General features: G+C 72.5%; 22 protein-coding genes and 2 pseudogenes. 14 read left to right on the top strand and 10 right to left on the bottom strand.

Annotated elements, in window-relative coordinates:
• Positions 1-16: 16 nt before the first annotated feature.
• The 5 genes from DEJ46_RS15060 to DEJ46_RS15040 all read left to right on the top strand — a co-directional run bounded on the left by DEJ46_RS15060 (position 17) and on the right by DEJ46_RS15040 (position 5589).
• Positions 17-985, top strand: a complete 969-nt coding sequence (locus DEJ46_RS15060) for an XRE family transcriptional regulator (RefSeq protein ID WP_150266857.1) — start codon at positions 17-19, stop codon at positions 983-985.
• Between the two features lie 226 nt (positions 986-1211).
• A complete protein-coding gene (locus tag DEJ46_RS15055; protein ID WP_150266855.1) occupies positions 1212-2201 on the top strand; it encodes a malate dehydrogenase in 990 nt (329 codons plus the stop codon).
• A 191-nt stretch (positions 2202-2392) separates the two neighbouring features.
• Positions 2393-4174 (top strand): hypothetical protein, encoded by a 1782-nt coding sequence (locus DEJ46_RS15050; protein WP_223834629.1) that lies wholly within the window; start codon positions 2393-2395, stop codon positions 4172-4174.
• Positions 4167-4547: a hypothetical protein gene (locus tag DEJ46_RS15045; protein ID WP_150266851.1), complete on the top strand. Its 381-nt coding sequence runs from the start codon at positions 4167-4169 to the stop codon at positions 4545-4547. Before DEJ46_RS15050 ends, DEJ46_RS15045 begins: the two co-directional genes overlap by 8 nt.
• A 1-nt stretch (position 4548) precedes the next feature.
• Positions 4549-5589 carry a hypothetical protein gene (locus tag DEJ46_RS15040; protein WP_190622659.1) on the top strand — a complete coding sequence of 347 codons (1041 nt, stop codon included), beginning with the start codon at positions 4549-4551 and terminating at the stop codon, positions 5587-5589.
• A 51-nt stretch (positions 5590-5640) separates the two neighbouring features.
• On the opposite strand, the gene DEJ46_RS15035 is transcribed toward DEJ46_RS15040, so the two are convergent.
• Positions 5641-6147: a carboxymuconolactone decarboxylase family protein gene (locus DEJ46_RS15035; RefSeq protein ID WP_150266847.1), complete on the bottom strand. Its 507-nt coding sequence runs from the start codon at positions 6145-6147 to the stop codon at positions 5641-5643.
• Between the two features lie 47 nt (positions 6148-6194).
• On the opposite strand from DEJ46_RS15035, the gene DEJ46_RS15030 reads away from it, so the two are divergent.
• The gene (locus tag DEJ46_RS15030; RefSeq protein WP_150266845.1) at positions 6195-7607 is read left to right on the top strand and encodes a PLP-dependent aminotransferase family protein; all 1413 of its coding nucleotides are present in this window, start codon (positions 6195-6197) and stop codon (positions 7605-7607) included.
• Between the two features lie 94 nt (positions 7608-7701).
• Here the strand turns inward: DEJ46_RS15030 and DEJ46_RS15025 are convergent, their stop codons facing one another.
• Positions 7702-8592 carry a hypothetical protein gene (locus tag DEJ46_RS15025; RefSeq protein WP_223834628.1) on the bottom strand — a complete coding sequence of 297 codons (891 nt, stop codon included), beginning with the start codon at positions 8590-8592 and terminating at the stop codon, positions 7702-7704.
• Between the two features lie 114 nt (positions 8593-8706).
• Between DEJ46_RS15025 and DEJ46_RS15020 the strand changes: the two genes are divergently transcribed.
• Positions 8707-9009 carry a hypothetical protein gene (locus DEJ46_RS15020; protein WP_190622657.1) on the top strand — a complete coding sequence of 101 codons (303 nt, stop codon included), beginning with the start codon at positions 8707-8709 and terminating at the stop codon, positions 9007-9009.
• A 14-nt stretch (positions 9010-9023) separates the two neighbouring features.
• Positions 9024-10208 (top strand): glutathionylspermidine synthase family protein, encoded by a 1185-nt coding sequence (locus DEJ46_RS15015; protein ID WP_150266844.1) that lies wholly within the window; start codon positions 9024-9026, stop codon positions 10206-10208.
• A gap of 51 nt (positions 10209-10259) precedes the next feature.
• On the opposite strand, the gene DEJ46_RS15010 is transcribed toward DEJ46_RS15015, so the two are convergent.
• From DEJ46_RS15010 to DEJ46_RS14995, 4 genes are all read right to left on the bottom strand, one after another.
• Positions 10260-10955, bottom strand: a complete 696-nt coding sequence (locus DEJ46_RS15010; RefSeq protein ID WP_150266842.1) for a polysaccharide deacetylase family protein — start codon at positions 10953-10955, stop codon at positions 10260-10262.
• 371 nt (positions 10956-11326) lie between these two features.
• On the bottom strand, positions 11327-12532 hold the full coding sequence (gene rocD / locus DEJ46_RS15005; protein WP_150266840.1) for an ornithine--oxo-acid transaminase: 1206 nt from the start codon (positions 12530-12532) through the stop codon (positions 11327-11329).
• Between the two features lie 150 nt (positions 12533-12682).
• A complete protein-coding gene (locus DEJ46_RS15000) occupies positions 12683-13489 on the bottom strand; it encodes a hypothetical protein (RefSeq protein ID WP_150266837.1) in 807 nt (268 codons plus the stop codon).
• A complete protein-coding gene (locus DEJ46_RS14995; protein ID WP_150266835.1) occupies positions 13482-14078 on the bottom strand; it encodes an RNA polymerase sigma factor in 597 nt (198 codons plus the stop codon). Before DEJ46_RS14995 ends, DEJ46_RS15000 begins: the two co-directional genes overlap by 8 nt.
• Before the next feature lie 56 nt (positions 14079-14134).
• Here DEJ46_RS14995 and trpS point away from each other — a divergent pair, with 56 nt between their 5' ends.
• Together trpS and DEJ46_RS14985 are read left to right on the top strand one after the other, a co-directional pair.
• Positions 14135-15148, top strand: a complete 1014-nt coding sequence (gene trpS, locus DEJ46_RS14990) for a tryptophan--tRNA ligase (RefSeq protein WP_150266833.1) — start codon at positions 14135-14137, stop codon at positions 15146-15148.
• Positions 15149-15286: 138 nt separating this feature from the next.
• Entirely contained in the window at positions 15287-15883 is a 597-nt protein-coding gene (locus tag DEJ46_RS14985; protein WP_150266831.1) for a 2'-5' RNA ligase family protein, read from the top strand.
• Positions 15884-15920: 37 nt separating this feature from the next.
• Here the strand turns inward: DEJ46_RS14985 and DEJ46_RS40895 are convergent.
• Together DEJ46_RS40895 and DEJ46_RS14980 are read right to left on the bottom strand one after the other, a co-directional pair.
• Positions 15921-16067: pseudogene (locus tag DEJ46_RS40895) on the bottom strand (decaprenylphospho-beta-D-erythro-pentofuranosid-2-ulose 2-reductase); the annotation flags it as partial.
• A gap of 30 nt (positions 16068-16097) precedes the next feature.
• Positions 16098-16634, bottom strand: a pseudogene (locus DEJ46_RS14980) (SDR family NAD(P)-dependent oxidoreductase); the annotation flags it as partial.
• A gap of 292 nt (positions 16635-16926) precedes the next feature.
• On the opposite strand from DEJ46_RS14980, the gene DEJ46_RS14975 reads away from it, so the two are divergent.
• Positions 16927-17844 carry a YihY/virulence factor BrkB family protein gene (locus DEJ46_RS14975; protein ID WP_150266828.1) on the top strand — a complete coding sequence of 306 codons (918 nt, stop codon included), beginning with the start codon at positions 16927-16929 and terminating at the stop codon, positions 17842-17844.
• Here DEJ46_RS14975 and DEJ46_RS14970 read toward each other — a convergent pair.
• Positions 17762-19051, bottom strand: coding sequence for a D-alanyl-D-alanine carboxypeptidase family protein (locus DEJ46_RS14970; RefSeq protein ID WP_223834627.1), 1290 nt, complete (start codon positions 19049-19051; stop codon positions 17762-17764). The two genes, DEJ46_RS14975 and DEJ46_RS14970, sit on opposite strands and share 83 nt — an antisense overlap.
• Before the next feature lie 109 nt (positions 19052-19160).
• Here DEJ46_RS14970 and DEJ46_RS14965 point away from each other — a divergent pair, with 109 nt between their 5' ends.
• The 3 genes from DEJ46_RS14965 (at position 19161) to DEJ46_RS14955 (ending at position 22457) form a co-directional block, all read left to right on the top strand.
• Positions 19161-19415, top strand: a complete 255-nt coding sequence (locus tag DEJ46_RS14965; RefSeq protein WP_150266823.1) for an SCO4848 family membrane protein — start codon at positions 19161-19163, stop codon at positions 19413-19415.
• Positions 19416-19451: 36 nt separating this feature from the next.
• Positions 19452-20711 (top strand): metallophosphoesterase, encoded by a 1260-nt coding sequence (locus tag DEJ46_RS14960; RefSeq protein WP_150266822.1) that lies wholly within the window; start codon positions 19452-19454, stop codon positions 20709-20711.
• A 192-nt stretch (positions 20712-20903) separates the two neighbouring features.
• Positions 20904-22457 (top strand): ABC transporter substrate-binding protein, encoded by a 1554-nt coding sequence (locus DEJ46_RS14955; protein WP_150266820.1) that lies wholly within the window; start codon positions 20904-20906, stop codon positions 22455-22457.
• 74 nt (positions 22458-22531) lie between these two features.
• Here DEJ46_RS14955 and DEJ46_RS14950 read toward each other — a convergent pair whose 3' ends face one another.
• Entirely contained in the window at positions 22532-23284 is a 753-nt protein-coding gene (locus DEJ46_RS14950; protein WP_150266819.1) for a TetR/AcrR family transcriptional regulator, read from the bottom strand.
• Between the last annotated feature and the right edge of the window lies 1 nt (position 23285).

Below are 23285 nucleotides of genomic sequence, written 5' to 3'. Positions count from 1 at the left end.
GACAAGGGGGGCGTACATGCCTGGCTGGAAGGCGCTGTCGGACGAACTCGACCCGGACGTCCGCGCGTTCGCCGAGCGGCTCCGCCGGCTGGTCGATCGCAGTGGCCTCGGTGTCACCGCCGTGGCCGAGCGCACCGGACACGACCGGAGCACATGGGACGCCTATCTGAACGGGCGTCGGCCCGTCCCCAGGACCGCCGTCGCCGCACTCGCCGAGGTGACCGGAACCGAGCCCGGGGACCTCGCGGCGGAGTGGGAGCGCGCCGAGCGGGCGTGGGCGCGCGGCGGTGACCGCGAGGGGACGCTCGATCCCGACGGGTCCCGGGACGACCGGACCATGCAGATCCGGCGCCTCGAACCGGCCGAGGAACCGGCCGAGGAACCGGCCGAGGAACCGGCCCGGGCGCCGGCCCAGGAGCCGTCCCGGGCATCGGCCCCCGCCGCCCCCACTGCGACCGCCGACTCCCCGCCCCCACCCCGGCGGACCCTCCTCCTCTACGTCACCGGGACCGTCGGCGCCCTGCTCGTCGTCACCGCCGCCCTTCTCCTCGTCGACCTCGGAGGTTCGGGCGGCGGCGCGGACGACCGGGCCTCGGCCCCGCCCTCGCCGACCGCCCCGACCGCCGCGCCGAGCACCGACCTCCCCGCCGGGGTGAAGTGCGCGGGCCCCGCCTGCACCGGCCGCGACCCGGAGGCCATGGGCTGCGGCGGCCCCCTCGCCACCACCACCGCCCGCGCCCGCGTCGGCACCGTCCTGGTCGAGGTCCGGCACAGCGAGACCTGCGCGGCGGCCTGGGCCCGGATCAGCGGAGCCGCACCGGGGGACACCGTCACGGTGGAGGTCGCGGGGGTCACCCGCCGCGCGTCCGTCCCCGCGGGCGCCGACACCGGCGCGTACACGCCGATGCTCGCGGTCACGGCCGCCGGGGACGCGAAGGCCTGCGCCACGCTCGCCGACCGCACCGAGACCTGCACCGCGAACTGACGTACCTCCAGAAGCCCGCGGACAAGGGCTCGGACGGGTGGCAGTGAGCCGGACCACAACGGGGTGGGGGTTCACGGGCCCCCGGGTCCGATAGCCTGACCGCTGGAAATCTCTTCACGTCGAGACACCGATCGATCAGACCGATCGATCGTCGATCGTCGATCAGAAGAGACGTCCGGAACCCGGGGCAGGGACCCCCACCGCCAGCTGTCTTACGGAGATCGCCATGACCCGCACTCCCGTGAATGTCACCGTCACCGGCGCGGCCGGCCAGATCGGCTACGCGCTGCTCTTCCGCATCGCCTCGGGCCACCTGCTCGGCGCGGACGTGCCGGTCAAGCTGCGCCTCCTCGAGATCCCGCAGGGCGTGAAGGCCGCCGAGGGCACCGCCATGGAGCTCGACGACTGCGCGTTCCCGCTGCTCAAGGGCATCGACATCTTCGACGACCCGAACAAGGGCTTCGAGGGCTCCAACATCGGCCTGCTCGTGGGCGCCCGCCCGCGTGGCCCGGGCATGGAGCGCGGCGACCTGCTCGCCGCCAACGGCGGCATCTTCAAGCCGCAGGGCGAGGCCATCGCCGCGCACGCCGCGGACGACATCAAGGTCCTCGTCGTCGGCAACCCGGCCAACACCAACGCCCTGATCGCCCAGTCCGCCGCCAAGGGCGTCCCGGCCGAGCGCTTCACCGCGATGACCCGCCTGGACCACAACCGCGCGCTGACGCAGCTGGCCCAGAAGACCGGCTCCTCGGTCACGGACATCAAGCGCCTCACCATCTGGGGCAACCACTCCGCGACCCAGTACCCGGACATCTTCCACGCGGAGATCGCCGGCAAGAACGCCGCCGACGTCGTCGACGACCAGGCGTGGCTGGCCGACACCTTCATCCCGACCGTCGCCAAGCGCGGCGCCGCGATCATCGACGCCCGTGGCGCGTCCTCGGCCGCCTCCGCCGCAAACGCCGCCATCGACCACGTGTACACGTGGGTCAACGGCACCGCCGAGGGCGACTGGACCTCCATGGGCGTCCCGTCCGACGGCTCCTACGGCGTCCCGGAGGGCCTGATCTCCTCCTTCCCCGTCACCTGCAAGGACGGCAAGTACGAGATCGTCCAGGGCCTGGAGATCAACGACTTCTCGCGCGCCCGCATCGACGCCTCCGTCAAGGAGCTGTCGGAGGAGCGCGACACGGTCCGCGAGCTCGGCCTCATCTGAGCCCCCCGCCTGAGGGCCTGACCGCCTGACGGCACTCCGCATACCCGGCGCCCCCGGGCCGTACGACCGACCGTACGGCCCGGGGGCGCCGTTCTTCGCGCCGACAGGCAGCCCCGCCTCCCCTATGCTGTCCCACCGGTTCCCCGTCAAGTGGGCCGAAAACAGGAACAGTTCCGCGCATCGGGGGAGTTTTGACGCAGTCGTTCGTACCGCAGCAGCCAGGGCAGCCACCGAGTACGCCACCGGGAACACCGCCCGGTACGCCCCCGGGTGCGTCGCCCGCCGTCGATCCGCGCCGCTTACCTTCCGCGAGCGAGTCGACCCGCCTGCTCTGCGCCGGCACCTACCTCGACGACGGCTTCCGGGACACCGTCATCGAGCAGCTGTACGTCCACGAGGAGCGCTTCGCCGCCCCCTCCCTCGGCTTCGACGCGAGCCGCGTCCTCGCACACGCGCTGCGCGCCCGCCGCGTCGAACTCGCCTGGGCCGCCGGCATCCTCGCCCTCTGGATCATCGCGTTCCCGCTCACCAAGGGCCTGGTCGTCCTCCTCGTCGCGCCGTTCCTCGTGCTCGGCCTCGCCCGCTGGGTCCGCGGCCGTGCCGCCGCCGCGCCCCTCTGGCGCACGGTCCCCGCCCTCCTCCTGCGCTGGTACGGGCGGATCTTCCTCTTCCAGTCGGCGCTGCTCCTGCTCCTGCTCGGCTTCGGCGACGACGAGTCCGGCTACGAGTTCCTCGGCGAGGTCTCCGAGGCGGGCGAGTTCGCCGGGCCCGCGCTCGGTCTCGCCGCCGAGGGGATGTTCGGCATCGGCCCGCTGGAGGTGTGGATCACCGTCGCCGTGCCCCTGCTCGTGGCCTGGGCGGTGGCGACCCAGCGCGGCCAGTTCGCCCGGGCGCTCACCCAGGAGCTCTCCAGGGACCGCTTCGCCGACCTCCGTTCCGACCCGGCCGAGCAGGCCGAGGGCGGCCGGTCCCGCCGGCTGCGCGACCGGATCCGCGTCGAGCAGCACGCGCGCCTCGTCATGTACGGCTCCGACGACCCGTTCTGCGGCGCCGGAGCCCCGTACGAGCCCTGGTCGCTCTCCATCGAGCTGCGTCCCCGCAAGAACCTCGGGGCCAAGGCGCCCGAGCCCCTCGACAACAGCGCGATCATGCGGCACGTCGTCCCGCTCGTGGAGGCACTGCGCGTGCCCTCCCCGCACGGTTCGCCGCAGATCCAGGCCGCCGTACGGGACCGGCTGCGCGAGCTGGAGATCGACGAGGTCGTCTTCCTGCCCGTCGACGGGCTGCCGGCCCGCACCGCCGCCCCCTACACCCCGGAGGGCTTCGAACTGCACCGCTCGGGCGCCATCGAGGAGGGCGGCGAGACCCGCCGTCACTTCCTCCGCATCCGGGTCGGCGGCTGGGGCGAGGAGATCGTCGCCACGGTCTTCGTCCGCGTCCACACGCAGGGCGGCATGCTGATGCTGGAGGTCGCCCCGCACGTCCTGCGGCCGGTGAAGCCGCTCTACCGGTACGCCGACCGGATCGCCCACCGCTACCGGCACAACCACCACTTCGGCAAGGCCGTCTGGGCGCTCGGCCAGACCCCGCGCTCCGCCGGACAGGCCGTCGTCACGCTCTGGCGGGCGCTCGGCCACGGCTGGCGGCTGCTCACGGCCGGCCACGCCAACGCACTGCCCGAGGGGCCCGCGGTCTCGGTCCGCGAGCTCGGCTCCGACGACGACGCCTCCCTCTTCCAGGAGATGGACCTCAGCCGCTACCTGAAGAGCATCCAGGACCGCGTCGCGAACGGCGTGACCGTCGCGCTCCGCGAAGCCGGATACGAGACCGCCGAGTTCGAGCAGAAGATCATCCACGTCGCCGAGGGCGGCACGTTCATCGAGAACACCAAGGGCAACGTCACCCTCGGCAACCACAACACCGTCACCAGCAAGACCTTCACCACTTCCACGACCGGAGGCGACCGTGGCTGACACCGACAACTCCCGTGACCGCGGCGGCATTCACGTCACCAACACCAGCGGCAACGTCACCATCGGCGACAACAACACCGTCACCAGCACCGTGAACGGCACGCAGCCGGCCCGCGACCCGCAGCAGGAGGAGCTCCTCCAGGCCATCCGCAAGCTCAGGGCCGACCTCGGGGGTGTCGTCGCCACCGAGCAGACGGCCGCCCTGGACGGCGAACTCTCGGACGCCGAGGACGAGATCGAGGGCACGGGGCGCGCCGGTGCGCCCCGCCTGACCCGGCTGCGCCAGGCGCTCCTGGACGCGGGCGCGGTGACCGGGATCCTCGCCTCGGGCGTGGCCGTCGGGCAGGCCGTCGGCGCCCTGCTCGGAGGGTGACATGAACGCCCGCTGGAACGACGAGACGCAGAGCTGGGAGCCGGTCGGGGGCGCGCCGTCCCCGGCTCCGGCCCCGCCGCCGATGCCCACGACGGGCCCGGCTCCCGCTCCGGCTTCCGTGCCCGTCGCGCCCGCTCCCGCTTCCGGCCCCGCTTCCGGTTCCGTGCCGCCTCCTCCTTCGTACGCTCCGGAGTACGTGCCGGAGTACGCTCCGGAGTACGTGCCGGAGTACGTGCCGGAGACGGGGCAGTGGCAGTACGCCACCGCCCCGGCCCCGGCAGGGGCGGCAGGCGGCCGGCCGCGGGCGCGCGGCGTGGTCGCGGCGGGGGTGGCCGTCGCCGTCCTCGCGGCGGGTTCGGTGGGCACCTGGCTGCTCTGGGGCAGGGGTGAGGACGGCAAGGGGCCGGCGGCCGGCGGCCCGGCGGTCTCGGTCTCGGCTCCGGTGGACACGACGCCCTCGGAGTACCCGACGGACGGTCCGACCGACGCGGGGACCTCGTACGGCACGGACTCCCCGACAGGCTCCCCGACGGACCCGCCGTCGGGCGCGCCCACGTCCTCCGGGTCCGCCACCGCCCCCGCGGACGGTGTCCCTCCGCCCGGCTACCGCGCGCAGAAGGACCTCAAGGGCTTCACGGTCGGCGTCCCCGAGGGCTGGGACCGCACCGAGTCCGACCAGGGCATCTTCTTCAACGCGCCGGACGGGAAGAGCCTCCTCCAGGTGTTCGTCATCACCGAGCCCGGCATGACGCCGTACGAGGCCCTGCGCGGCGCCTCCGAGGACGGCAAGGCCAACAAGCCGGGGTACGTGGAGATCAGCCTCGACCGGGTCACCGGCGATCCGGACGCCCCGGCCGACGCCGCCGAGCTGGTGTACGCGTACGCCCGAGACGGCGGCCGCCGCAAGGTCGTCGACCGGGCCTTCACGGCGGCGGACGGCAACCACTACGCCATCCTGGCCGCGGGTCCCGAGGCCGACTGGCCCAAGCAGCGCGAGGTGCTGCGCGTGGCGCTGGAGTTCTTCCGCCCTGGCGCGCACTGAGGGCACCACGGAGCGAAGGCGCCCTCGCCGAGGGCGCCGCCGCCCCGCTCCTCACGAGGAGCGCGGGGTGTAGTGGCCGGGCGTCAGCCGGGTCGTCACGCCGATGCGGTTCCAGGCGTTGATGGTGACGATCGCGGCGATGACCCGGGCGAGCTCGGTCTCGTCGAAGTGGGCGGCGGCCTTCGCGTACACCTCGTCGGGGACGAAGCCGTCGGTGAGGACGGTGACGGCCTCGGTCAGGGCGAGGGCCGCGAGCTCCCGCTCGGTGTAGAAGTGCCGGGACTCCTCCCAGGCGGTGAGCTGCACGATCCGCTCGACGGTCTCGCCCTCCGCCAGCGCGTCCTTGGTGTGCATGTCGAGGCAGAACGCGCAGCGGTTGACCTGCGAGGCCCGGATCTTGATCAGGTGGTACAGGGTCGGGTCGACGTCCTTCGCGGCCGCCGTCTCCAGCCGGATCATCGCCCGGTAGAACTCGGGGACCCGCTCGGCGAGGGCGAGGCGGGGCGCGTGCTCGTGCGCGTTCTTGTCTGCTGCGGCGTCTGCCGCCGTGGTGGTCATGTCTCCCACCGTACGAGCGGGGTGGCGCAGGAGTATGGTCCATTTCCATGGCGAACGACTGGGCCACTTTCGGGGCCGACCTTCACCTGGAGCTGCGCGGTCCGCGGCTGCGTGCCGGCCTCATGGACGCGCTCCGGGAGGCGGTCCGCAGCGGGCGCCTGGAGGCGGGCACGCGACTGCCGTCCTCCCGGTCGCTCGCCGCCGACCTGGGCATGGCCCGCAACACCGTCGCCGACGCCTATGCCGAGCTCGTCGCCGAGGGCTGGCTGACGGCCCGGCAGGGCTCGGGCACGCGCGTCGCCCGCAGGACCGCGCCGAGCAGGACCGTGCCCTCGTCCCCGCGGCCCCGGCCCGCCGCACCGGCGCGGCCCGGCCCGCCCGCGGCTCCCGCGCACGACCTGAAGGCCGGCACCCCCGACCTCGCCTCCTTCCCCCGCGCCGACTGGCTGAAGGCCTACCGGCGGGCGCTCACCGCCGCCCCGAACGAGGCCTTCGGCTACGGCGATCCGCGCGGCCGGATCGAACTGCGCACCGCACTCGCCGAGTACCTCGCCCGCGCGCGGGGCGTGCACGTCCGGCCCGAACGGATCATGGTCTGCGCGGGGTTCGTCCACGGCCTGATGCTCATCGGCGAGGTGCTGCGCGGCAGGGGAGTGCGGGACGTGGCGGTCGAGTCGTACGGGCTCGACATCCACGCCGGCCTCCTCACCAGGGCCGGCCTCGGGACCCCGGTCCTGCCCATCGACGGACGCGGCACGCGCGTCGAGGAGCTGACGGACTCCGGAGCCGTCCTCCTGACCCCGGCCCACCAGTTCCCGCTCGGCGGCGCCCTCCCGCCGGACCGGCGTGCGGCCGTCGTCGACTGGGCCCGTGCCTCGGGAGGCCTCGTCCTGGAGGACGACTACGACGGTGAGTTCCGCTACGACAGGCAGCCGGTGGGCGCGCTCCAGGGCCTGGACCCCGAGCGGGTCGTCTACCTGGGGACCGCGAGCAAGTCCCTCGCGCCCGGGCTGCGGCTGGGGTGGATGGTGGTGCCGGAGGGGCTGGTGGGTGAGGTGGTCGCCGCGAAGGGGGTCGCGGACTGGGCGTCCAGCGCGCCGGACCAGCTGGCGTTCGCCGAGTTCCTCGGCTCGGGGGCGTACGACCGGCACGTACGGGCCATGCGGCTGCGCTACCGGCGGCGCCGGGACCAGCTGGTGGAGGCGGTGGCCGCGCACTCGCCCGCGACGCGGGTCAGCGGCATCGCGGCGGGCCTCCACGCGGTGCTCACCCTGCCGCCCGGCACCGAGCAGGACGTCCTGCGCGCCGCTGCCTGGCACGGGCTCGCGGTCCTGGGCCTGAACCAGTTCCGGCGACCCGGCGTGAAACCGGATCTCGACGGCCTGGTGGTCGGGTACGCCACACCCCCGGACAGCGGCTGGCAGAACGCGCTCCAGGCCCTGTGCAGGGTGCTGCCCTGAGCAGCCGGGCCAAGCCAAGCCAAGCCGGCCCGGCCCGGCCCGGCTTGGCCCGGCCCTGCTCGCCTACGCCCGCCCACTGCCCCGTCTCCGGCCGTCAGGGCGTGCGAGGGCCCCGCTCGGGGGCCGGGGCCGGGCTCTTGTCCTCGCCCCGGGGGTGCGCCTCGTGCGGTCCGGCGGCCGGTGCCGGTGGTTCGCCGAAGCGGGCCAGGGTCAGCGAGCCCGCCACCGCCACCGCGAAGCCGAGGACCGCCAGCCACCCCAGGCCCTCCCTCGTGCTGTCCCCGAGCCAGACCACCCCGACCACCGCCGGGCCGATCGTCTCGCCGAGCACCGCGCCCGCCGTCGCCGTGGTCACCGAGCCCCGCTGGAGCGCCGAGGTCAGCAGCAGGAACGCCGCCCCGCCGCCGACGAGCAGCGCGTACCAGACCGGATCGGCGAAGTCGATGCCGTCGATCAGCCGGACCGCCACCTCCACCACCCCGAAACCGAAGCCCGCCCCGAGGCCGAGGACGAGGGCGCGCGGCTTCTCCGGCAGCCGGCCGCCGACCACCCCCAGCAGCAGCACCCCGAAGGAGATGCCGAGCAGCGCCCACCGGAGTGCCTCCGAGCCGCCGTTGTGCCCCTCCCTCCCCGCGGCGAGCGCCAGCATCGCGAGCCCCGCGCACACCACGGCCACGGCCGTCCACTCCACCCGGCTCAGCCGCACGTGCAGCAGCCGGGAGGCGATGACCGCCGTGACCGCGAGGCTCGCGGCGAGCGCCGCGCCCACGACGTAGATGGGCAGCGTCCGCAGCGCCACGATCTGCAGGGCGAAGCCCAGGCCGTCCATCCCCAGACCGGCGAGATAGCGCCACTGGCGCAGCGCGCGCCACATCAGGGCGACGTCGACGCCCCCGCCCGTCCCCGGCTCGGCGGCACGGGCCGCCATCGCCTGGAAGACAGAGGCCGCACCGAAGCAGAAGGCCGAAGCAACCGCACAAATCATCCCGAGAAGCACGAAATGACTCTAGGCGTTGAGGCCGGAAATCACCGGCCTACACTGTGCGGTCGCGACTGTCGTGCCCACGACGGTTACGACCGCGAAGGGGAGGCGACGGACATGCGCAGGCTGAGGTCGAGCACGGTGGTGCTCGGCGGGATGGGTGTGCTCGCGGCGACGATCACCGCGTGCGGCTCGGAGCCGGACCGGCGGTGTGTGGACCCGCTGACCCGCGAAGAGCTGCCCAGCTACCGGTGCGAGAGCGGCGGCGGCGATGACGACGACGACAGCAACGGCACCACGACCCGGGGCTCGTACTACTACGGCGGCTCCGTCCGGAACGGCACGGTGAGCGGCGGCAGCTTCAGCAAGGCGGCCGTCGACACCGGCGGCTTCGGCTGCTCGGGCTCCGGCGGCGGCTGAGGAGGCCCCGGCACATGAAGCGGCACACCATCGAGCCCCGGCCCGACTGGCAGCAGATCGTCGAGGAGCAGGGGGTCGTCTATCCCCTGACCCGCTACCCGGACGGTTCGCTGCGTCCGTACTGGGACGAGAGCGCGTACTACTCCTTCACCCTGCCCGAGGTCGAGGCGCTGGAGGAGGTCGTCGAGGAGCTGCACGCGATGTGCCTGGCGGCGGCCGAGCACATCGTCGAGCACGACCGGTTCGCCGAGCTCGGGATCACCGACCCGAAGCTCGCCTCCCTGGTCGCCGAGTCCTGGCGGCGACGGGACGAACTCCCGTCCCTCTACGGGCGGTTCGACCTGCGCTACGACGGTACGGGCCCGGCCAAGATGCTGGAGTACAACGCCGACACCCCCACCTCGCTGGTCGAGGCCGCGAGCCCGCAGTGGTTCTGGATGGAGGAGCGGTTCCCCGGCGCCGACCAGTGGAACTCGCTCCACGAGCGGCTCGTCGACGCCTGGAAGCGCCAGGCGCCGCTGCTGCCGCCGGGCCCCGTCCACTTCGTCCACTCGGACGGCGACGAGCTCGGCGAGGACCTGATGACGGTCGCGTACCTGCGCGAGACCGCCCAGCAGGCCGGGCTGGACACCGAGGCGCTCTCCGTCGAGCGGATCGGCTGGGACCGGCTCTCGCGCCGGTTCGTCGACGACCGGCTCCGCTTCATCCGTGCCTGCTTCAAGCTCTACCCCTGGGAGTGGCTGACCACCGACCGCTTCGGGAAGCACGTCCTCGCCACCCTCGACAACGGCGGCGGGACCGGCACCACCTGCTGGATCGAGCCCGCCTGGAAGATGCTCCTCTCCAACAAGGCGCTGCTCGCGATCCTGTGGGAGCTGAACCCCGGTCACCCGAACCTGCTCCCCGCCTACCTCGACGGTCCGCGCGAGCTGGCCTCGACCACGGGCTGGGTCGCCAAGCCGCTGCTCGGCCGCGAGGGCGCGGGCGTCACCCTGCACGAGGCCGGTACGGAGCCGTTCGTACGGGACGGGGAGCGCTGTTGCTACCAGGAGCTGGCCCCGCTGGCCGACTTCGACGGCAACCGGGTCGTGCTCGGCGCGTGGGTCGTCGAGAACGAGGCGGCGGGCCTCGGGATCCGGGAGTCGGCGGGCCTCGTCACCGACGAGTACGCCCGCTTCCTCCCGCACGTGATCCTCTGAGCCCCGCCCGGGGACGTCCGCGCCCGCGCCCTGCTCGGGGACGTACGCGCCCTATTCGGGGACGTACTCCCTGAGCGGCGCGGGCTTCAGGCCGGCCGCCTCGGCCAGGTCCAGTGCCCGCTCCAGGTCCTGCGTCACCGTCTCGTTGAAGTGCAGCAGGATGATGTCGCCGGCCTTGAGCTGCGGGGCCGGCGGGGTCCACGAGCCCCAGGTGGTGAGGTCGTGCGTCCAGGTCACGACGGCCTTCGCCCCGCAGGCGCGCGCGGCGGTCCGGGTGGTCGCGTCGTACGTGCCGTACGGCGGGCGCAGCAGACGCGGGCCGTCGCCGAACCGGGCGAGGTGCTGGTCGCGGGCCCCGCAGATCTCCGCCCGCTGCCCGGCGGCGTCGAGCGTGGTCAGGTCGGGGTGGTTGACGGTGTGGTTCTCGACGCGTGAGCGGCCCTGGTTCAGCAGGGTGTGGAAGTAGCCGGAGTCGTACGAGTAGGCGCCCGGCAGGAGGAAGAGCGAGGCGGGCACCCGGCGGTCGAGCAGCAGTTCCGCCGCCGCGGGGTCGTGGTACCAGCCGTCGTCGATGGTGATGAAGACGACGGGGTCGGTGGTCTCGACGTGGGAGACCACCGGGACGGGCTCGGGCCAGGCCGCCCCGGGGGCGGAGTGCGCGGGTCCCGTGGACGCGCCGAGGAGCGCGAGGGGGACGAGGGCGGCGAGCGCGGCACGCACGGCGTGACGCAGACGGAGTCTCGGCATGGCGGCATCATTGGCCTAGACCAACTCTCGTGTCAATGGCCCGAGTTGCCCGGCCCGCGTTGCGGCGGGGGGATGGTCCGGGCGTGGTCCTCGACCGGCAATGCCGACTCGCCGAAGTGAGTCCACCGTGCTCGGGACACTCGGCGGACTCGCCGGCACGGCCATCGGGGTGGGGGTCGTCGCCGTGGTCGCCCTCGTCCGGGAATGGACCACCGTCATCAACCCCTGCACCGTGGTCCTCCCCCCCCCGCCGTCGGATCGCTCACCGGACTCCTCGCCGGCCTGTACCCGGCACTCGGAGCGGCGAAGGTGCAGCCGCTCGAAGCACTCCGTACCTGACGACGCCACGCGACCGGAGGCCGACCGGTCGCTCAGTCCGCCAGCACCTCCCGCAGCTGCTCAAGGCCCCAGTCCAGGTCCTCCTTCGAGATCACCAGGGGCGGCGCGATCCGGATCGTCGACCCGTGCGTGTCCTTCACCAGGACCCCCCGCTCCATCAGCTTCTCCGAGATCTCCCGGCCCGTGCCCCGCGAGGGCGCGATGTCCACGCCCGCCCACAGGCCGCGCCCGCGCACCGCCTCTACCGCACCGCCGCCCACGAGCAGCCGCAGCTCGGCGTGCAGGTGCTCGCCCAGCTCCGCCGCCCGCTCCTGGTACTCGCCCGTCCGCAGCATCGCGATCACCTCCAGGGCCACCGCGCAGGCCAGCGGATTACCGCCGAACGTCGACCCGTGCTCGCCCGGCCGGAACACCCCGAGCACCGAACGGTCCGCGACCACCGCCGACACCGGCACGACACCGCCGCCCAGCGCCTTCCCCAGGATGTACACGTCCGGCACGACGCCCTCGTGCTCGCACGCGAAGGTCCTCCCCGTCCGGCCCAGACCCGACTGGATCTCGTCCGCCATGAACAGCACGTTCCGCCGGCGGGTCAGCTCCCGCACCCCCGGCAGATAGCCGGCCGGCGGCACCAGGACCCCCGCCTCGCCCTGGATCGGTTCGAGCAGCACCGCCACCGTGTTCTCGGTGACCGCCGCCTCCAGAGCGGTCAGGTCCCCGTACGGGACGATCTCGAACCCCGGTGTGTACGGGCCGAAGTGGTCCCGCGCCTCGTGGTCCGTGGAGAAGCTGACGATCGTCGTCGTCCGGCCGTGGAAGTTGTTCCCCGCGACCACGATCTTCGCGTGCCCGTCCGGCACGCCCTTCACCTCGTACCCCCACTTCCTGGCGGTCTTCACGGCTGTCTCGACCGCCTCCGCCCCCGTGTTCATCGGCAGCACCGCCTCCTTGCCGCACAGGGCCGCGAGCTGCCCGCAGAACTCGGCGAAGCGGTCGTGGTGGAAGGCGCGCGAAGTCAGCGTCACCCGCTCCAGCTGCGCCTTCGCGGCCTCGATCAGCCGCCGGTTGCCGTGCCCGAAGTTGAGCGCCGAGTACCCGGCGAGCATGTCGAGATAGCGGCGCCCCTCGACATCGGTCATCCAGGCGCCGTCCGCCGAGGCGACGACGACCGGAAGGGGGTGGTAGTTGTGAGCGCTGTGCGCCTCCGCGGAAGCGATCGCGTCTTGCGTCCTCGACACGGGGTCTCCGTTCGTCCTGCGGCCCGGGAGCTCAGGGGTTGTGGCTCCCCTTCTTATCGTCGCTCGCGCGCCGGAAGCGGAAACCTCGACGACGGCGCGCCCACCACACCGCGAGCGCCGGCCCCCGCCGGGCCACCGCCGCAGCCACCGTCAGCCGGCGGACTCCGCCGTCCGGCGTGCCTCCTCCCGGTCCGGTATGCCCTCCAGCCGGAAGGTGAGGGCGCCCCCGCCCCGCGTCCAGAGGAGCGTGGGGCCCGCCGTGCGGACCTCATGGGTCCATATCCCGCCGGTCCCGTCCGTCATCGGGACCGTCAGCAGGTGCGGAGCCGCGAACCAGTAGCCCTGCGCCCCGTCCGGCAGATCCACCCACTCCGGCTGCGTCCTGACCTCCTTCGCGAAGCCGATGTCCAGCCGGGCCGGGAACTCGTCCAGCCGGACCGTCCGCTCCCCGGCGCGCCAGCACAGGCTGATCACCGCCCGGCCGCGCTCGGCCGATCCCGTCACCGCGACCGCGTCCGGCGGCCCGAGCACGCCCGGTATCGCCGGCTCGAACCCGGCCCTGCGCCCGGCCTCCGCCAGGGGCACCGGGTCCGGGCAGCCCGGCACCGCCCCGCCCGGCGGCGCGGTGCGGCCCTCTGGGTCGTACCGCACGGCCACCCCGCCGAAGCCGAACCAGTCCGCCACCGCCGCCCGCACCGGAGGGGTGAGCACCAGCACGATCAGCACCCCGGTCAGGCCGGCCACCAGCACCCGCCGCTTCTCCCGCAGCCACGCCCGCACCCGGCCCCACCGCCGCCGCCACGGCCCCGGCCCCGGCAGCTCCGGCACCGGCGTCGGTACGTGCTCGGCGAGGAGCTGCGCGAGCACCCGCTCCGCCATGGACCCGCCGTCCACGTCGGGCACCCGCAGCCGCCGCCCCAGCTCCCGCAGCTCGTCCGGCAGACGCTCGTCAGCCACGCTCCTCACCTCCCTCCAGCACCAGTCCCAGCTTCTTCAGCGCCCGGCTCAGCCGGGACTTCACCGTCCCTCTCGGCCAGCCCAGCGCCGCCGCCGTCTCCGCCTCGTCCAGCTCCAGCAGATAGCGGTGGATCACCACCTGGCGATGGTCCTCGGAGAGGCCGTCCAGGGCGTCGAGCAGCCGCCGGCTCCGCTCCCGCTCCTCCGCGGCGACCGCCGGGTCCGCCGACTCCGGTATCCGCGGCTCGCCGCCGAGCAGGTCCGCCTCCCGGTCCGCGACGGCCCGCCGGCGACCCGCCGAGCGCACTGTGTTCCTGGTCTCATTGACGACGATCCGCAGCAGCCACGGCCGGAAGGCCGCCCCGTCCTTGAACCTCCCCAGCGAGCGGTACGCCTTGAAGAACGCCTGCTGCACCACGTCCTCGGCCTCCGGCCCCGCGCCGCACGCCACGGCCGCCCTCAGCGCCACCGCCGTGTGCGCGCGGACCAGCTCCGCGTACGCCTCCGGCTCTCCGGCGCGCACCCGTGCGATCACCACGGCCTCGTCGACGACCAGGCCCCCCTCCCGGGTCCCCTCCCGCGTCCTCACACTCTTGATACACCGGCAGTCGGGGATCGGTTCCCACACCTGAGAGAATGATGTGCATGGCCTCTGATCGTCCTCGCGCGCTCTCCGGAATCCAGCCCACGGCGGGCTCCTTCCACCTCGGCAACTACCTCGGTGCGGTCCGTCAGTACGTCGCGCTGCAGGAGTCCCACGACGCCTTCTACATGGTCGTCGACCTGCACGCCATCACGGTTCCGCAGGACCCCGCCGAGCTGCGGGCGAACACCCGCCTCGCCGTCGCGCAGCTGCTCGCCGCCGGCCTCGACCCGGACCGCTGCACCCTCTTCGTCCAGAGCCACGTCCCCGAGCACGCGCAGCTCGGCTGGGTCATGAACTGCCTCACCGGCTTCGGCGAGGCCTCCCGCATGACGCAGTTCAAGGACAAGTCCGCGAAGCAGGGCGCCGACCGCGCCACCGTCGGCCTCTTCACGTACCCGATCCTCCAGGTCGCGGACATCCTGCTCTACCAGGCCAACGAGGTCCCGGTCGGCGAGGACCAGCGCCAGCACATCGAGCTGACCCGCGACCTCGCGGAGCGCTTCAACGGCCGCTTCGGCGACACCTTCACCGTCCCCAAGCCGTACATCGTCAAGGAGACCGGGAAGATCTACGACCTCCAGGACCCGACGATCAAGATGAGCAAGTCGGCGTCCTCGCCGAAGGGCCTGATCAACCTCCTGGACGAGCCGAAGGTCACCGCGAAGAAGGTCAAGAGCGCGGTCACCGACACGGACACCGTGATCCGTTTCGACCCGGAGAACAAGGCCGGCGTCTCCAACCTCCTCGCCATCCTGTCCACCCTCTCCGGGACGAGCATCGCCGACCTGGAGAAGAGCTACGAGGGCAAGATGTACGGCGCCCTGAAGACGGACCTGGCCGAGGTCATGGTGGACTTCGTCACGCCGTTCCGGGCCCGCACCCAGGAATATCTGGACGACCCGGAGACGCTGGACTCGATCCTGGCCAAGGGCGCGGAGAAGGCCCGCGCGGTCGCGGCCGAGACGCTGGCGCAGACCTACGACCGGATGGGCTTCCTGCCCGCCAAGCACTGAGTCCTAGGACCCTGGCCACGAGGGTGGTGCAGGACGCACACTGGCGGCTGCACCACCACGCGCACAGCAATACGCGCACAGCACCACGCGCGCACGACCACGAACAGCACGACTCGACGGACGACGGAGGAGAACGACGTGGGGACCGTAACGCTCGGCGTTTCGATCGCGGTCCCGGAGCCCTACGGCAGCCTGCTCCAAGAGCGGCGCGCGGGCTTCGGGGATCCCGCCGCGCACGGCATTCCCACCCACGTCACCCTCGTCCCGCCGACCGAGGTCGCGGAGGAGCGGCTCCCGGAGATCGAGGCGCACCTCGCCGGGGTCGCCGCCGGTTACCAGCCGTTCCCCGTCCGCCTGAAGGGCACGGGGACCTTCCGCCCGCTCTCCCCGGTCGTCTTCGTGAAGCTCAAGGAGGGCGTCCCCCTCTGCCACCGGCTCCAGCACCAGATCCGGGACGAGTCGGGCCCGCTCGCGCGCGAGCTCCAGTTCCCGTACCACCCGCACGTCACCGTGGCGCACGCCATCTCCGAGGAGGGGATGGACCGGGCGTTCAAGGAGCTCGCCGGGTACGAGGCGGCCTGGACGTGCCGCTCGTTCGCGCTGTACGAGCAGGGCCCGGACGGTGTGTGGCGGAAGCTGTACGACTACGAGTTCGGCAGCGGCCGCCCGATCTCGGCCGTCCCGACGCAGGGCGGAAGCCCGGTCGACGCGCCGACCGCCACCCCGGCCGGCTGACCCTTCCGGCTCCCGCTCCGGCTCCGGCTCCCGCCGCTCACAGAGGCAGGAGGCGGAAGAGCGGCCTCGGCAGGTGCCGTACCGCCGCCATCACCATCCGCAGCGACCCCGGCACCCACACCGTCTCCGAGCGGCGCCGCAGCCCCAGCTCGATCGCGGTCGCGACCGCCTCGGGAGTGGTCACGAAACCGGACCGCCCGGAGCCGGACCGTCCGGCATCAGCCCGCCCGGAAACAGCCCGTCCCGAGCCGGCCCCGGACCGCACGGATCCGGGCCGGACGACCATGACGTGCACACCCGTGCCGTACAGCGCGTCCCCGAGGCCCTGCGTGAAGACGTCGAGACCCGCCTTCGACGACCCGTAGATGAAGTCGACGCGCCGGGCCCGCTCGCCCGCCACCGAGGACAGCACCACCAGCGAGCCGTGCCCCTGCCCCTGGAGCGCGCCCGCGCACACCAGACCGGCCGAGACGGCACCCGTGTAGTTGGTCTGCGCGACGCGGACCGCGGCGACGGGGTCGGCCTCGTCGTGCGCCTGGTCGCCGAGGACCCCGAAGGCGAGCAGCACCACGTCGACGGGCCCCTCCGTGAAGATCTTGCCGAGCCGCTCCTCGTGCGAGTCGGTGTCGAGCGCGTCGAAGGGGACGGTGTGCACGTCGGTGCCGAGCGCGCGCAGCGAGTCCGCGGCGGCGGTGAGCGCGGGGGAGGGGCGGCCGGCCAGCCAGACCGTGCGGACGCCGCGGGCGATCATCCGGCGCGCGGTGGCGAGCCCGATCGCGGAGGTGCCGCCGAGGACGAGCAGGGACTGCGGGGTGCCGAAGGCGTCCTTCATCGTGGGGTACTCCTCAGAGGGCGGGGGGTCTCGACAGCCATCAGGGTGACCGTATAGCCGTACCTGTCGCTTATGTCGGTATTGCCACTGTCCCCTCCGGGATGTCGGTCACCGCCGCGCGCGCCCCGCCGGGAGATTCTCGTACTCGGGCACCGGGTCTCTCCCGTGGCCGACGGATCGTGGACGACGGATCGAGGGGTACGCGTACGACATGGACTGGCTGACCAAGCTCCCCGTCATCGGCCCCGCGGCCACCCGCCTCATGAGGACCCATGCCTGGCGCTCGTACGAGACCCTCGACGCGGTCCACTGGAGCAGGCTCGCCGCCGCGATCACCTTCCTCTCCTTCCTCGCCCTCTTCCCGCTGATCACCGTCGCCGCCGCGATCGGCGCCGCGCTCCTCTCCCAGGACCAGCTCGACCGGATCGAGGAGAAGGTCGCCGACCAGGTGCCCGGCATCTCCGAGCAGCTCGACATCGACGGGCTCGTCGCCAACGCCGGCACCGTCGGACTCATCGCGGGCGCCCTGCTGCTCCTCACCGGCATCAGCTGGATCGGCTCCATGCGGGAGTGCCTGCGTGCCGTGTGGGGGCTCGACGGCATCGACGAGGGCAACCCGGTCGTCCGCAAGGGCAAGGACGCGCTCGTGCTCCTCGGCCTCGGCGGCGTCGCGGTCTGTTCCCTCGCCGCGTCCTGGCTCGGCTCCACCGCCGTCGGCTGGACCGCCGACCGGGTCGGCATCTCCGGCGAGGGCGCGGGCGGCTACCTGCTCCAGGCCGCCGCCGTCCTCGTCGCCGCCGTGGCCGACTTCCTCATGCTGCTCTACATCCTGACGCTGCTGCCCGGCGTCAAGCCGCCCCGGCGCCGGCTCGTGGTGGCGGCGGTCATCGGCGCGGTCGGCTTCGAGCTGCTCAAGCTGCTGCTCGGCGGCTACATGAGGGAGGTCGCGGGGAAGTCGATGTACGGGGCGTTCGGCACGCCGATCGCCCTGATGCTGTGGATCAACTTCACCGCGAAACTCCTGCTGTTCTGCGCGGCCTGGACGGCTACGGGTTCACGTCCGGATCCTGCGGAGCCCGCGACCGCTGCCGACGCGAGCCCGAACCCGCCAGCGGCCAGCGGCGGTTGACGAGGAAGACGGCGCCGGCGAGCAGGACGAGCACTCCGCCCGCGATGCTCAGCGCGATCCCGACCCCGCCGGACTTCTCCTCGGAGGCGGCGGCCTTGGCGGAGGCCGACGCGCCGGGAGCCTCCTTCCCGGGCGCGGGCGCGGTACCGCCGCCCGGCGCGGTCCCCGTGTCCGTACGGGCCGACGTGGGCGGCACGAGCTCGCCCACCGGGGTCACCTTCCCGGCCGCCGCGAAGCCCCAGTCGAGCAGCCGGGCGGTCTCCTTGTAGACCGCGTGCTGCTCCTTCGACGACGGGTTCATCACGGTGACGAGCAGCACCTTCCCGTTCCGCTCCGCGACACCGGTGAAGGTGGATCCCGCGTGGGTGGTGCTGCCGTTCTTCACGCCGGCGATCCCCTGGTAGGGGGCGACGCCGAAGTCGCCGGTGAGGAGCCGGTTGGTGTTCTGGATCTCGAAGGTCTCGCGCTTCTTGCCCGGCTTCAGCTCGCCGGGGAAGGCGGCGCGGGACGTGGCGGCGTACTCCCGGAAGTCCGGCTTCTGCATGCCGTTGCGGGCGATGAGCGTGAGGTCGTACGCGGACGAGACCTGGCCCGGGGCGTCGTAGCCGTCCGGGGAGACCACGTGGGTGTCGAGCGCCTGGAGCTCGGCCGCGTGCTCGTTCATGTCCTTCACGGTCTGCGGAATGCCGCCGTTCATGGCCGACAGGACGTGGACGGCGTCGTTGCCGGAGCGGAGGAAGACGCCGAGCCACAGGTCGTGGACGCTGTAGGTCTGCTTCTCCTTGATGCCGACCAGGCTGGAGCCGGCGCCCATCCCGGCCAGGTCCTGGTTGGTGACCAGGTGGTTCTTGGTCTTCTCGAACTTCGGCAGCACCGTGTCCGCGAAGAGCATCTTGAGCGTGGACGCCGGGGCGAGCCGCCAGTGCGCGTTGTGCGCGGCGAGGACCTCACCGCTCTCCGCGTCCGCGACGATCCAGGACCGCGCGGACAGCTCCTTGGGCAGCACGGGCGCACCGGGCAGCAGCTGCGCCTGCGTGCCGGGCTTCCCGAGCAGCGCGCCGCCGACCACGGACATGGTGGCGGGCGGCTTGGGCTGCTTGTCCTTCGCATCCTTCCCTTCGTCCGCGTGGGCCGCGGGCACGGCGATGACGAGCGGCAGGAGTACGGCAGCAGCGACCGCCCAGGCGGTCCTCTTCGAAGCAGACACGGTCGAGAACGTACAGGTACGGAACACGTATCCGAACCCCACGGGGCGGTTCGCCCGAGCTCGTCCACCCGGACGCGGGCCCTCGGAGGCGGATGGTGATACTGGGGCCATGAAGCTCAGCCGCCGCGTCTCCTGGTTCCTGCTCGCGTTCGGGGTGTGGAGCTGGTTCATCTGGATCACCTTCGTCAAGAACCTCTGGAACGACGGGAGCGGCCTCGCCTTCGACGACGCGGGCGACCCGACGGCCTATTTCTGGGTTCACCTGCTGCTTGCCGTCACGTCCTTTGTCTTGGGGACGGTGATCGGTGTGCTCGGGTTGCGTGGTGTGCGTGCCGCGCGCCGCGACACCGGTCACAGCGCCTAGGGCCTGGGCCGCAAACGAGAAGAGGGGGTTCGGGGCGTGGTCGCCTTTCTGCTGGTTCTGGTCGTGGTGCTCGCCGTGCTCGGCGGGGTGCACTGGTACGTGTGGCGGCGGCTCGTCCGTGATGTGACGGTGCCCGGCGGGGTGCCGCGCCGGGCCGGTACGGTCGCCGTCGTGGTCCTGCCGCTGCTCTCGCTCGCGGCCCTGAGCTCCGCGCGCGTCGGCGCGCCCTTCGTGGTCCAGCAGGTCGTCGCCTGGCCCGGGTTCCTGTGGCTCGCGCTGCTCCTGTACGTGACCCTGGCCCTGGTCGTCGGCGAGGCCGTGCGGCCCGCCCTGCGTGCCTGGCTCCGTCGGCGTGACGCGAAGGCCGCGCCCGTACCGGTCGCCGAGCCCGTGGCCGTGGCGGTGCCCGAGGCGGCCGCGCCCGCGCCCGCGGCTCCCACCGAGCCCGAGCCCGCGGCCCCCGCCGACGTCTCCCGGCGGCTCTTCGTCTCGCGGGTCGTCGGCGGGTCCGCCGCCGCCGTCGCTCTCGGGACCGTCGGTTACGGCTCGTACGGCGTGCTGCGCGGGCCGCGGGTGAAGCGCGTCACCGTGCCGCTCGCCAAGGTGCCGCGCGCCGCGCACGGCTACCGGATCGCCGTCGTGTCCGACATCCACCTCGGGCCGATCCTGGGCCGGGCCCACAGCCGGCGGATCGTGGACACGATCAACTCCACCCAGCCCGACCTGATCGCGATCGTCGGCGACCTCGTCGACGGCACCGTCGAGAACCTCGGCTCCGCCGCCGAGCCGCTCGCCCGGCTCCGCGCCCGCCACGGCTCCTTCTTCGTGACGGGCAACCACGAGTACTTCTCGGGCGCCGACGCCTGGGTCGACCACGTACGCGAGCTCGGCCTGCGCCCGCTGCGCAACGAGCGCGTGGAGATCGCGGCCGGCTTCGACCTCGCGGGCGTCGACGACGTCGCGGGGGAGAGCGAGGGCCAGGGCCCCGACTTCGGCCGCGCCCTCGGCGACCGCGACCGGGCCCGCGCCTCCGTCCTCCTCGCGCACCAGCCGATCGTCGTCCACGACGCCGTACGCCACGGCGTCGACCTCCAGCTCTCCGGGCACACCCACGGCGGGCAGCTCTGGCCGGGCGAGTACCTCGCCGACCTGGCCAACCCGACCGTCGCCGGGCTCGAACGGTACGGCGACACCCAGCTCTACGTCTCGCGGGGCGCGGGCGCCTGGGGACCCCCGGTCCGGGTCGGCGCGCCCTCCGACATCACCATCGTCGAACTCGCCTCGAAACAGGCGTAATCGGAAGTCGTGACTCCGTGCGCAGAGAGTGATACGTGCTGCTCATCGACTTAAATTCTCATATCCCGGACATATACCTGCCGTGTGAAAGTTTTCTCTTCCCCATGTGAAGGTCGTGTGATTGGCTGTCGGCAATGCGGCGTTTTCGGGGGGCGTCGTGCCTGGGGTGGTACGAAAAAAGGAAGCACGGCAATGCGGTCGACGGTCCGTCTGCGGATCCTCATCATCTGTGGAGTACTGGTGGCGGCCGGAGTCGGGGGCTGGCAACTCCTGCCCTCCGACGAAGGCCGGAGCGATCCCATCAGCGTCGGCACCACCGACGCGATCACTTCACTCGACCCGGCCGGTGCGTACGACGCCGGTTCCTGGGCCATGTACAGCAACATCTTCCAGTCGCTGATGACGTTCAAGCCGGGGTTCACGACCCCCGTCCCGGACGCGGCGGAGAGCTGCAAGTTCGTGGGCAGCAAGCTCACGACGTACCAGTGCACGCTCCGTGACGACCTCACCTTCGCCAACGGGCGCAAGGTGACCGCCGAGGACGTCAAGTACTCCTTCGAGCGGATGCTGCGCATCAAGACGGACGTCGGCCCGAAGGCCCTCTTCCCGACCCTGAAGAGCATCACGTCCCAGGACCGCACGGTCACCTTCCACCTCAGCGGCCGGGACGCGACCTTCCCGCTGAAGGTGGCCACGGGCGCCGGCTCGATCGTCGACAAGGACCAGTACCCGGCCGACAAGCTGCGTACGGGCTTCGGGGTCGACGGATCGGGGCCGTACGTCCTCAAGGAGTACAAGGAGGGCGAGTCCGCCCGCCTGGAGCCCAACCCGAACTACAGGGGCGCCATCACCGGGACCGGTGGCCCGGTCGTCGTGAAGTACTACGACCAGTCCGCGGACCTCGCCGACGCCTGGAAGGCGAAGGACGTCCAGGTGACGCACCGGCAGCTCCCGCCGGAGTTCATCTCGACGCTGGACGTCAAGGACGGGACGCGGGTCACCGAGGCGGAGAGCGCCGAGATCCGCAACCTCAACTTCAACGTCCGGTCCGGCTCGCCCATGGCCGACAAGGCCGTGCGGCAGGCCGTCGCCGCCGTCCTCGACCGTCCGGCGATCACCACCGGCGCCTACAAGGACACGGTCGAGCCGCTCTACTCCCTCATCCCGCAGGGCTTCGTGGGGCACAGCACGGCCTTCTTCGACAGCGACCCCGTGCCGAGCGCGAAGAAGGCGAAGAAGCTCCTGAAGGACGCCGGCGTCTCGACCCCGGTGAAGTTCACCTTCGGCTACCGCGCGGACGCCACCTACGGTGCCGAGACCGCCGAGATCAAGCGGCAGCTGGAGGCCACCGGCCTCTTCGAGGTCGAGGCCGTCGAGGTCAAGTGGACGGAGTTCCAGAAGGCGTACGCGAAGGGCACCTACGACGCGTACACCGTCGGCTGGCTCCCCGACTTCCCCGACTCCGACAGCTTCACCGCGCCGCTCGTCGGCACCGCGAACACCCTGCACAACGGCTTCTCCAGCAGGCGGATCGACGCCCTGATCGCCTCGACGCAGCAGTACAGCGACCGCGCTCAGGCGGCCTCCGACTTCAAGGCGATCCAGGACGAGGTCGCCGAGGACGTCCCGCTCGTCCCGCTGTGGCAGAAGAAGGACTACGTCCTCGCCACGGAGGCCGTGGACGGCTCCCAGTACCTGACGGACGGCACCGGCATCTGGCGGCTGTGGGAGCTCAGCTGGATCTGAGGCCCCGCGGCCCGTGGTCCGCGGCCCGGACCTGAGGTCGCAGGACCGCGGATCAGTCGCGGATCAGCCGCGGATCAGCCGGTCGGCGGCTTCGGGGTGGCCCGCTTGGGCTTGCCCGAGGCCGCCATCCCGGCCGCCGTCGGCATGAAGTCGGAGAGCAGCTCGTGCGTCTCCTTGACGAGCGGCCGGAGGATCCGGAAGCGGGAGAGCGAGATCGCGCGGGCCGTGACCGGCGCGAGCCGCTCGACGAGCCGCCGGCTGTTGGCGGCGCCCTCCGAGCGGTCGTACACCCAGAACAGCACGAGGCCCATCTGCTGGAGCCACAGCAACTGCGGGAGTGCCTCGGCGAGTTCCGGGTCGACCTTCACCGAAGCGCCGGAGATGACCCGCCGGTGGACCTCGATCGCCGCCTCGCGCGGGCCCTCCGACTCCGGCGAGAACGGGCTGAGCGGGCTGTCGGGGTCGGCGGCGTTCTTGAAGAACTGCGAGGCGAACTCGTGGTACGGCTCGGCGATGTCGAGCCAGCCGAGGTAGACGCCCTTGATCCGGGCGTTGAGGTCCTTCTCGGGCCCGTCGAGGATCGACTCGACCGCGGCCTGGTGCTCCTCGGCGATCCGGTCGTAGAAGCCCTGGACGAGGTGCTCCTTGGACGAGAAGTAGTAGTACGCGTTGCCGACGGAGACTCCGGCCTCCTGGGCGATGGCCCGCATCGTCGTCTTGTCGTAACCGCGCTCCTTGAAGAGCCGGAGCGCGGTTTCGAGGATGAGCGTGCGGGTCTGCTCGCTCTTCGGGGCCTTCTTCTCGTCGGCCTTCTTCTCTTGCGTCACG

It is taken from the genome of Streptomyces venezuelae, from assembly GCF_008642375.1.
GTDB classification, from domain to species: Bacteria; Actinomycetota; Actinomycetes; order Streptomycetales; family Streptomycetaceae; genus Streptomyces; species Streptomyces venezuelae_G.
This window is presented reverse-complemented; position numbering and strand designations above follow the sequence as displayed.

What these genes read in the sequence shown, in the direction of transcription:
- trpS (WP_150266833.1), top strand. Translation starts at nt 14,135, where the DNA reads ATGGCCTCTGATCGTCCTCGCGCGCTCTCCGGAATCCAGCCCACGGCG.
- DEJ46_RS14965 (WP_150266823.1), top strand. Translation starts at nt 19,161, where the DNA reads ATGAAGCTCAGCCGCCGCGTCTCCTGGTTCCTGCTCGCGTTCGGGGTG.
- DEJ46_RS14955 (WP_150266820.1), top strand. Translation starts at nt 20,904, where the DNA reads ATGCGGTCGACGGTCCGTCTGCGGATCCTCATCATCTGTGGAGTACTG.
- DEJ46_RS15040 (WP_190622659.1), top strand. Translation starts at nt 4,549, where the DNA reads ATGAACGCCCGCTGGAACGACGAGACGCAGAGCTGGGAGCCGGTCGGG.
- DEJ46_RS15020 (WP_190622657.1), top strand. Translation starts at nt 8,707, where the DNA reads ATGCGCAGGCTGAGGTCGAGCACGGTGGTGCTCGGCGGGATGGGTGTG.
- DEJ46_RS15025 (WP_223834628.1), bottom strand. Translation starts at nt 8,592, where the DNA reads ATGATTTGTGCGGTTGCTTCGGCCTTCTGCTTCGGTGCGGCCTCTGTC.
- DEJ46_RS15015 (WP_150266844.1), top strand. Translation starts at nt 9,024, where the DNA reads ATGAAGCGGCACACCATCGAGCCCCGGCCCGACTGGCAGCAGATCGTC.
- DEJ46_RS15055 (WP_150266855.1), top strand. Translation starts at nt 1,212, where the DNA reads ATGACCCGCACTCCCGTGAATGTCACCGTCACCGGCGCGGCCGGCCAG.
- DEJ46_RS15035 (WP_150266847.1), bottom strand. Translation starts at nt 6,147, where the DNA reads ATGACCACCACGGCGGCAGACGCCGCAGCAGACAAGAACGCGCACGAG.
- DEJ46_RS15010 (WP_150266842.1), bottom strand. Translation starts at nt 10,955, where the DNA reads ATGCCGAGACTCCGTCTGCGTCACGCCGTGCGTGCCGCGCTCGCCGCC.
- DEJ46_RS15060 (WP_150266857.1), top strand. Translation starts at nt 17, where the DNA reads ATGCCTGGCTGGAAGGCGCTGTCGGACGAACTCGACCCGGACGTCCGC.
- DEJ46_RS14975 (WP_150266828.1), top strand. Translation starts at nt 16,927, where the DNA reads ATGGACTGGCTGACCAAGCTCCCCGTCATCGGCCCCGCGGCCACCCGC.
- DEJ46_RS15030 (WP_150266845.1), top strand. Translation starts at nt 6,195, where the DNA reads ATGGCGAACGACTGGGCCACTTTCGGGGCCGACCTTCACCTGGAGCTG.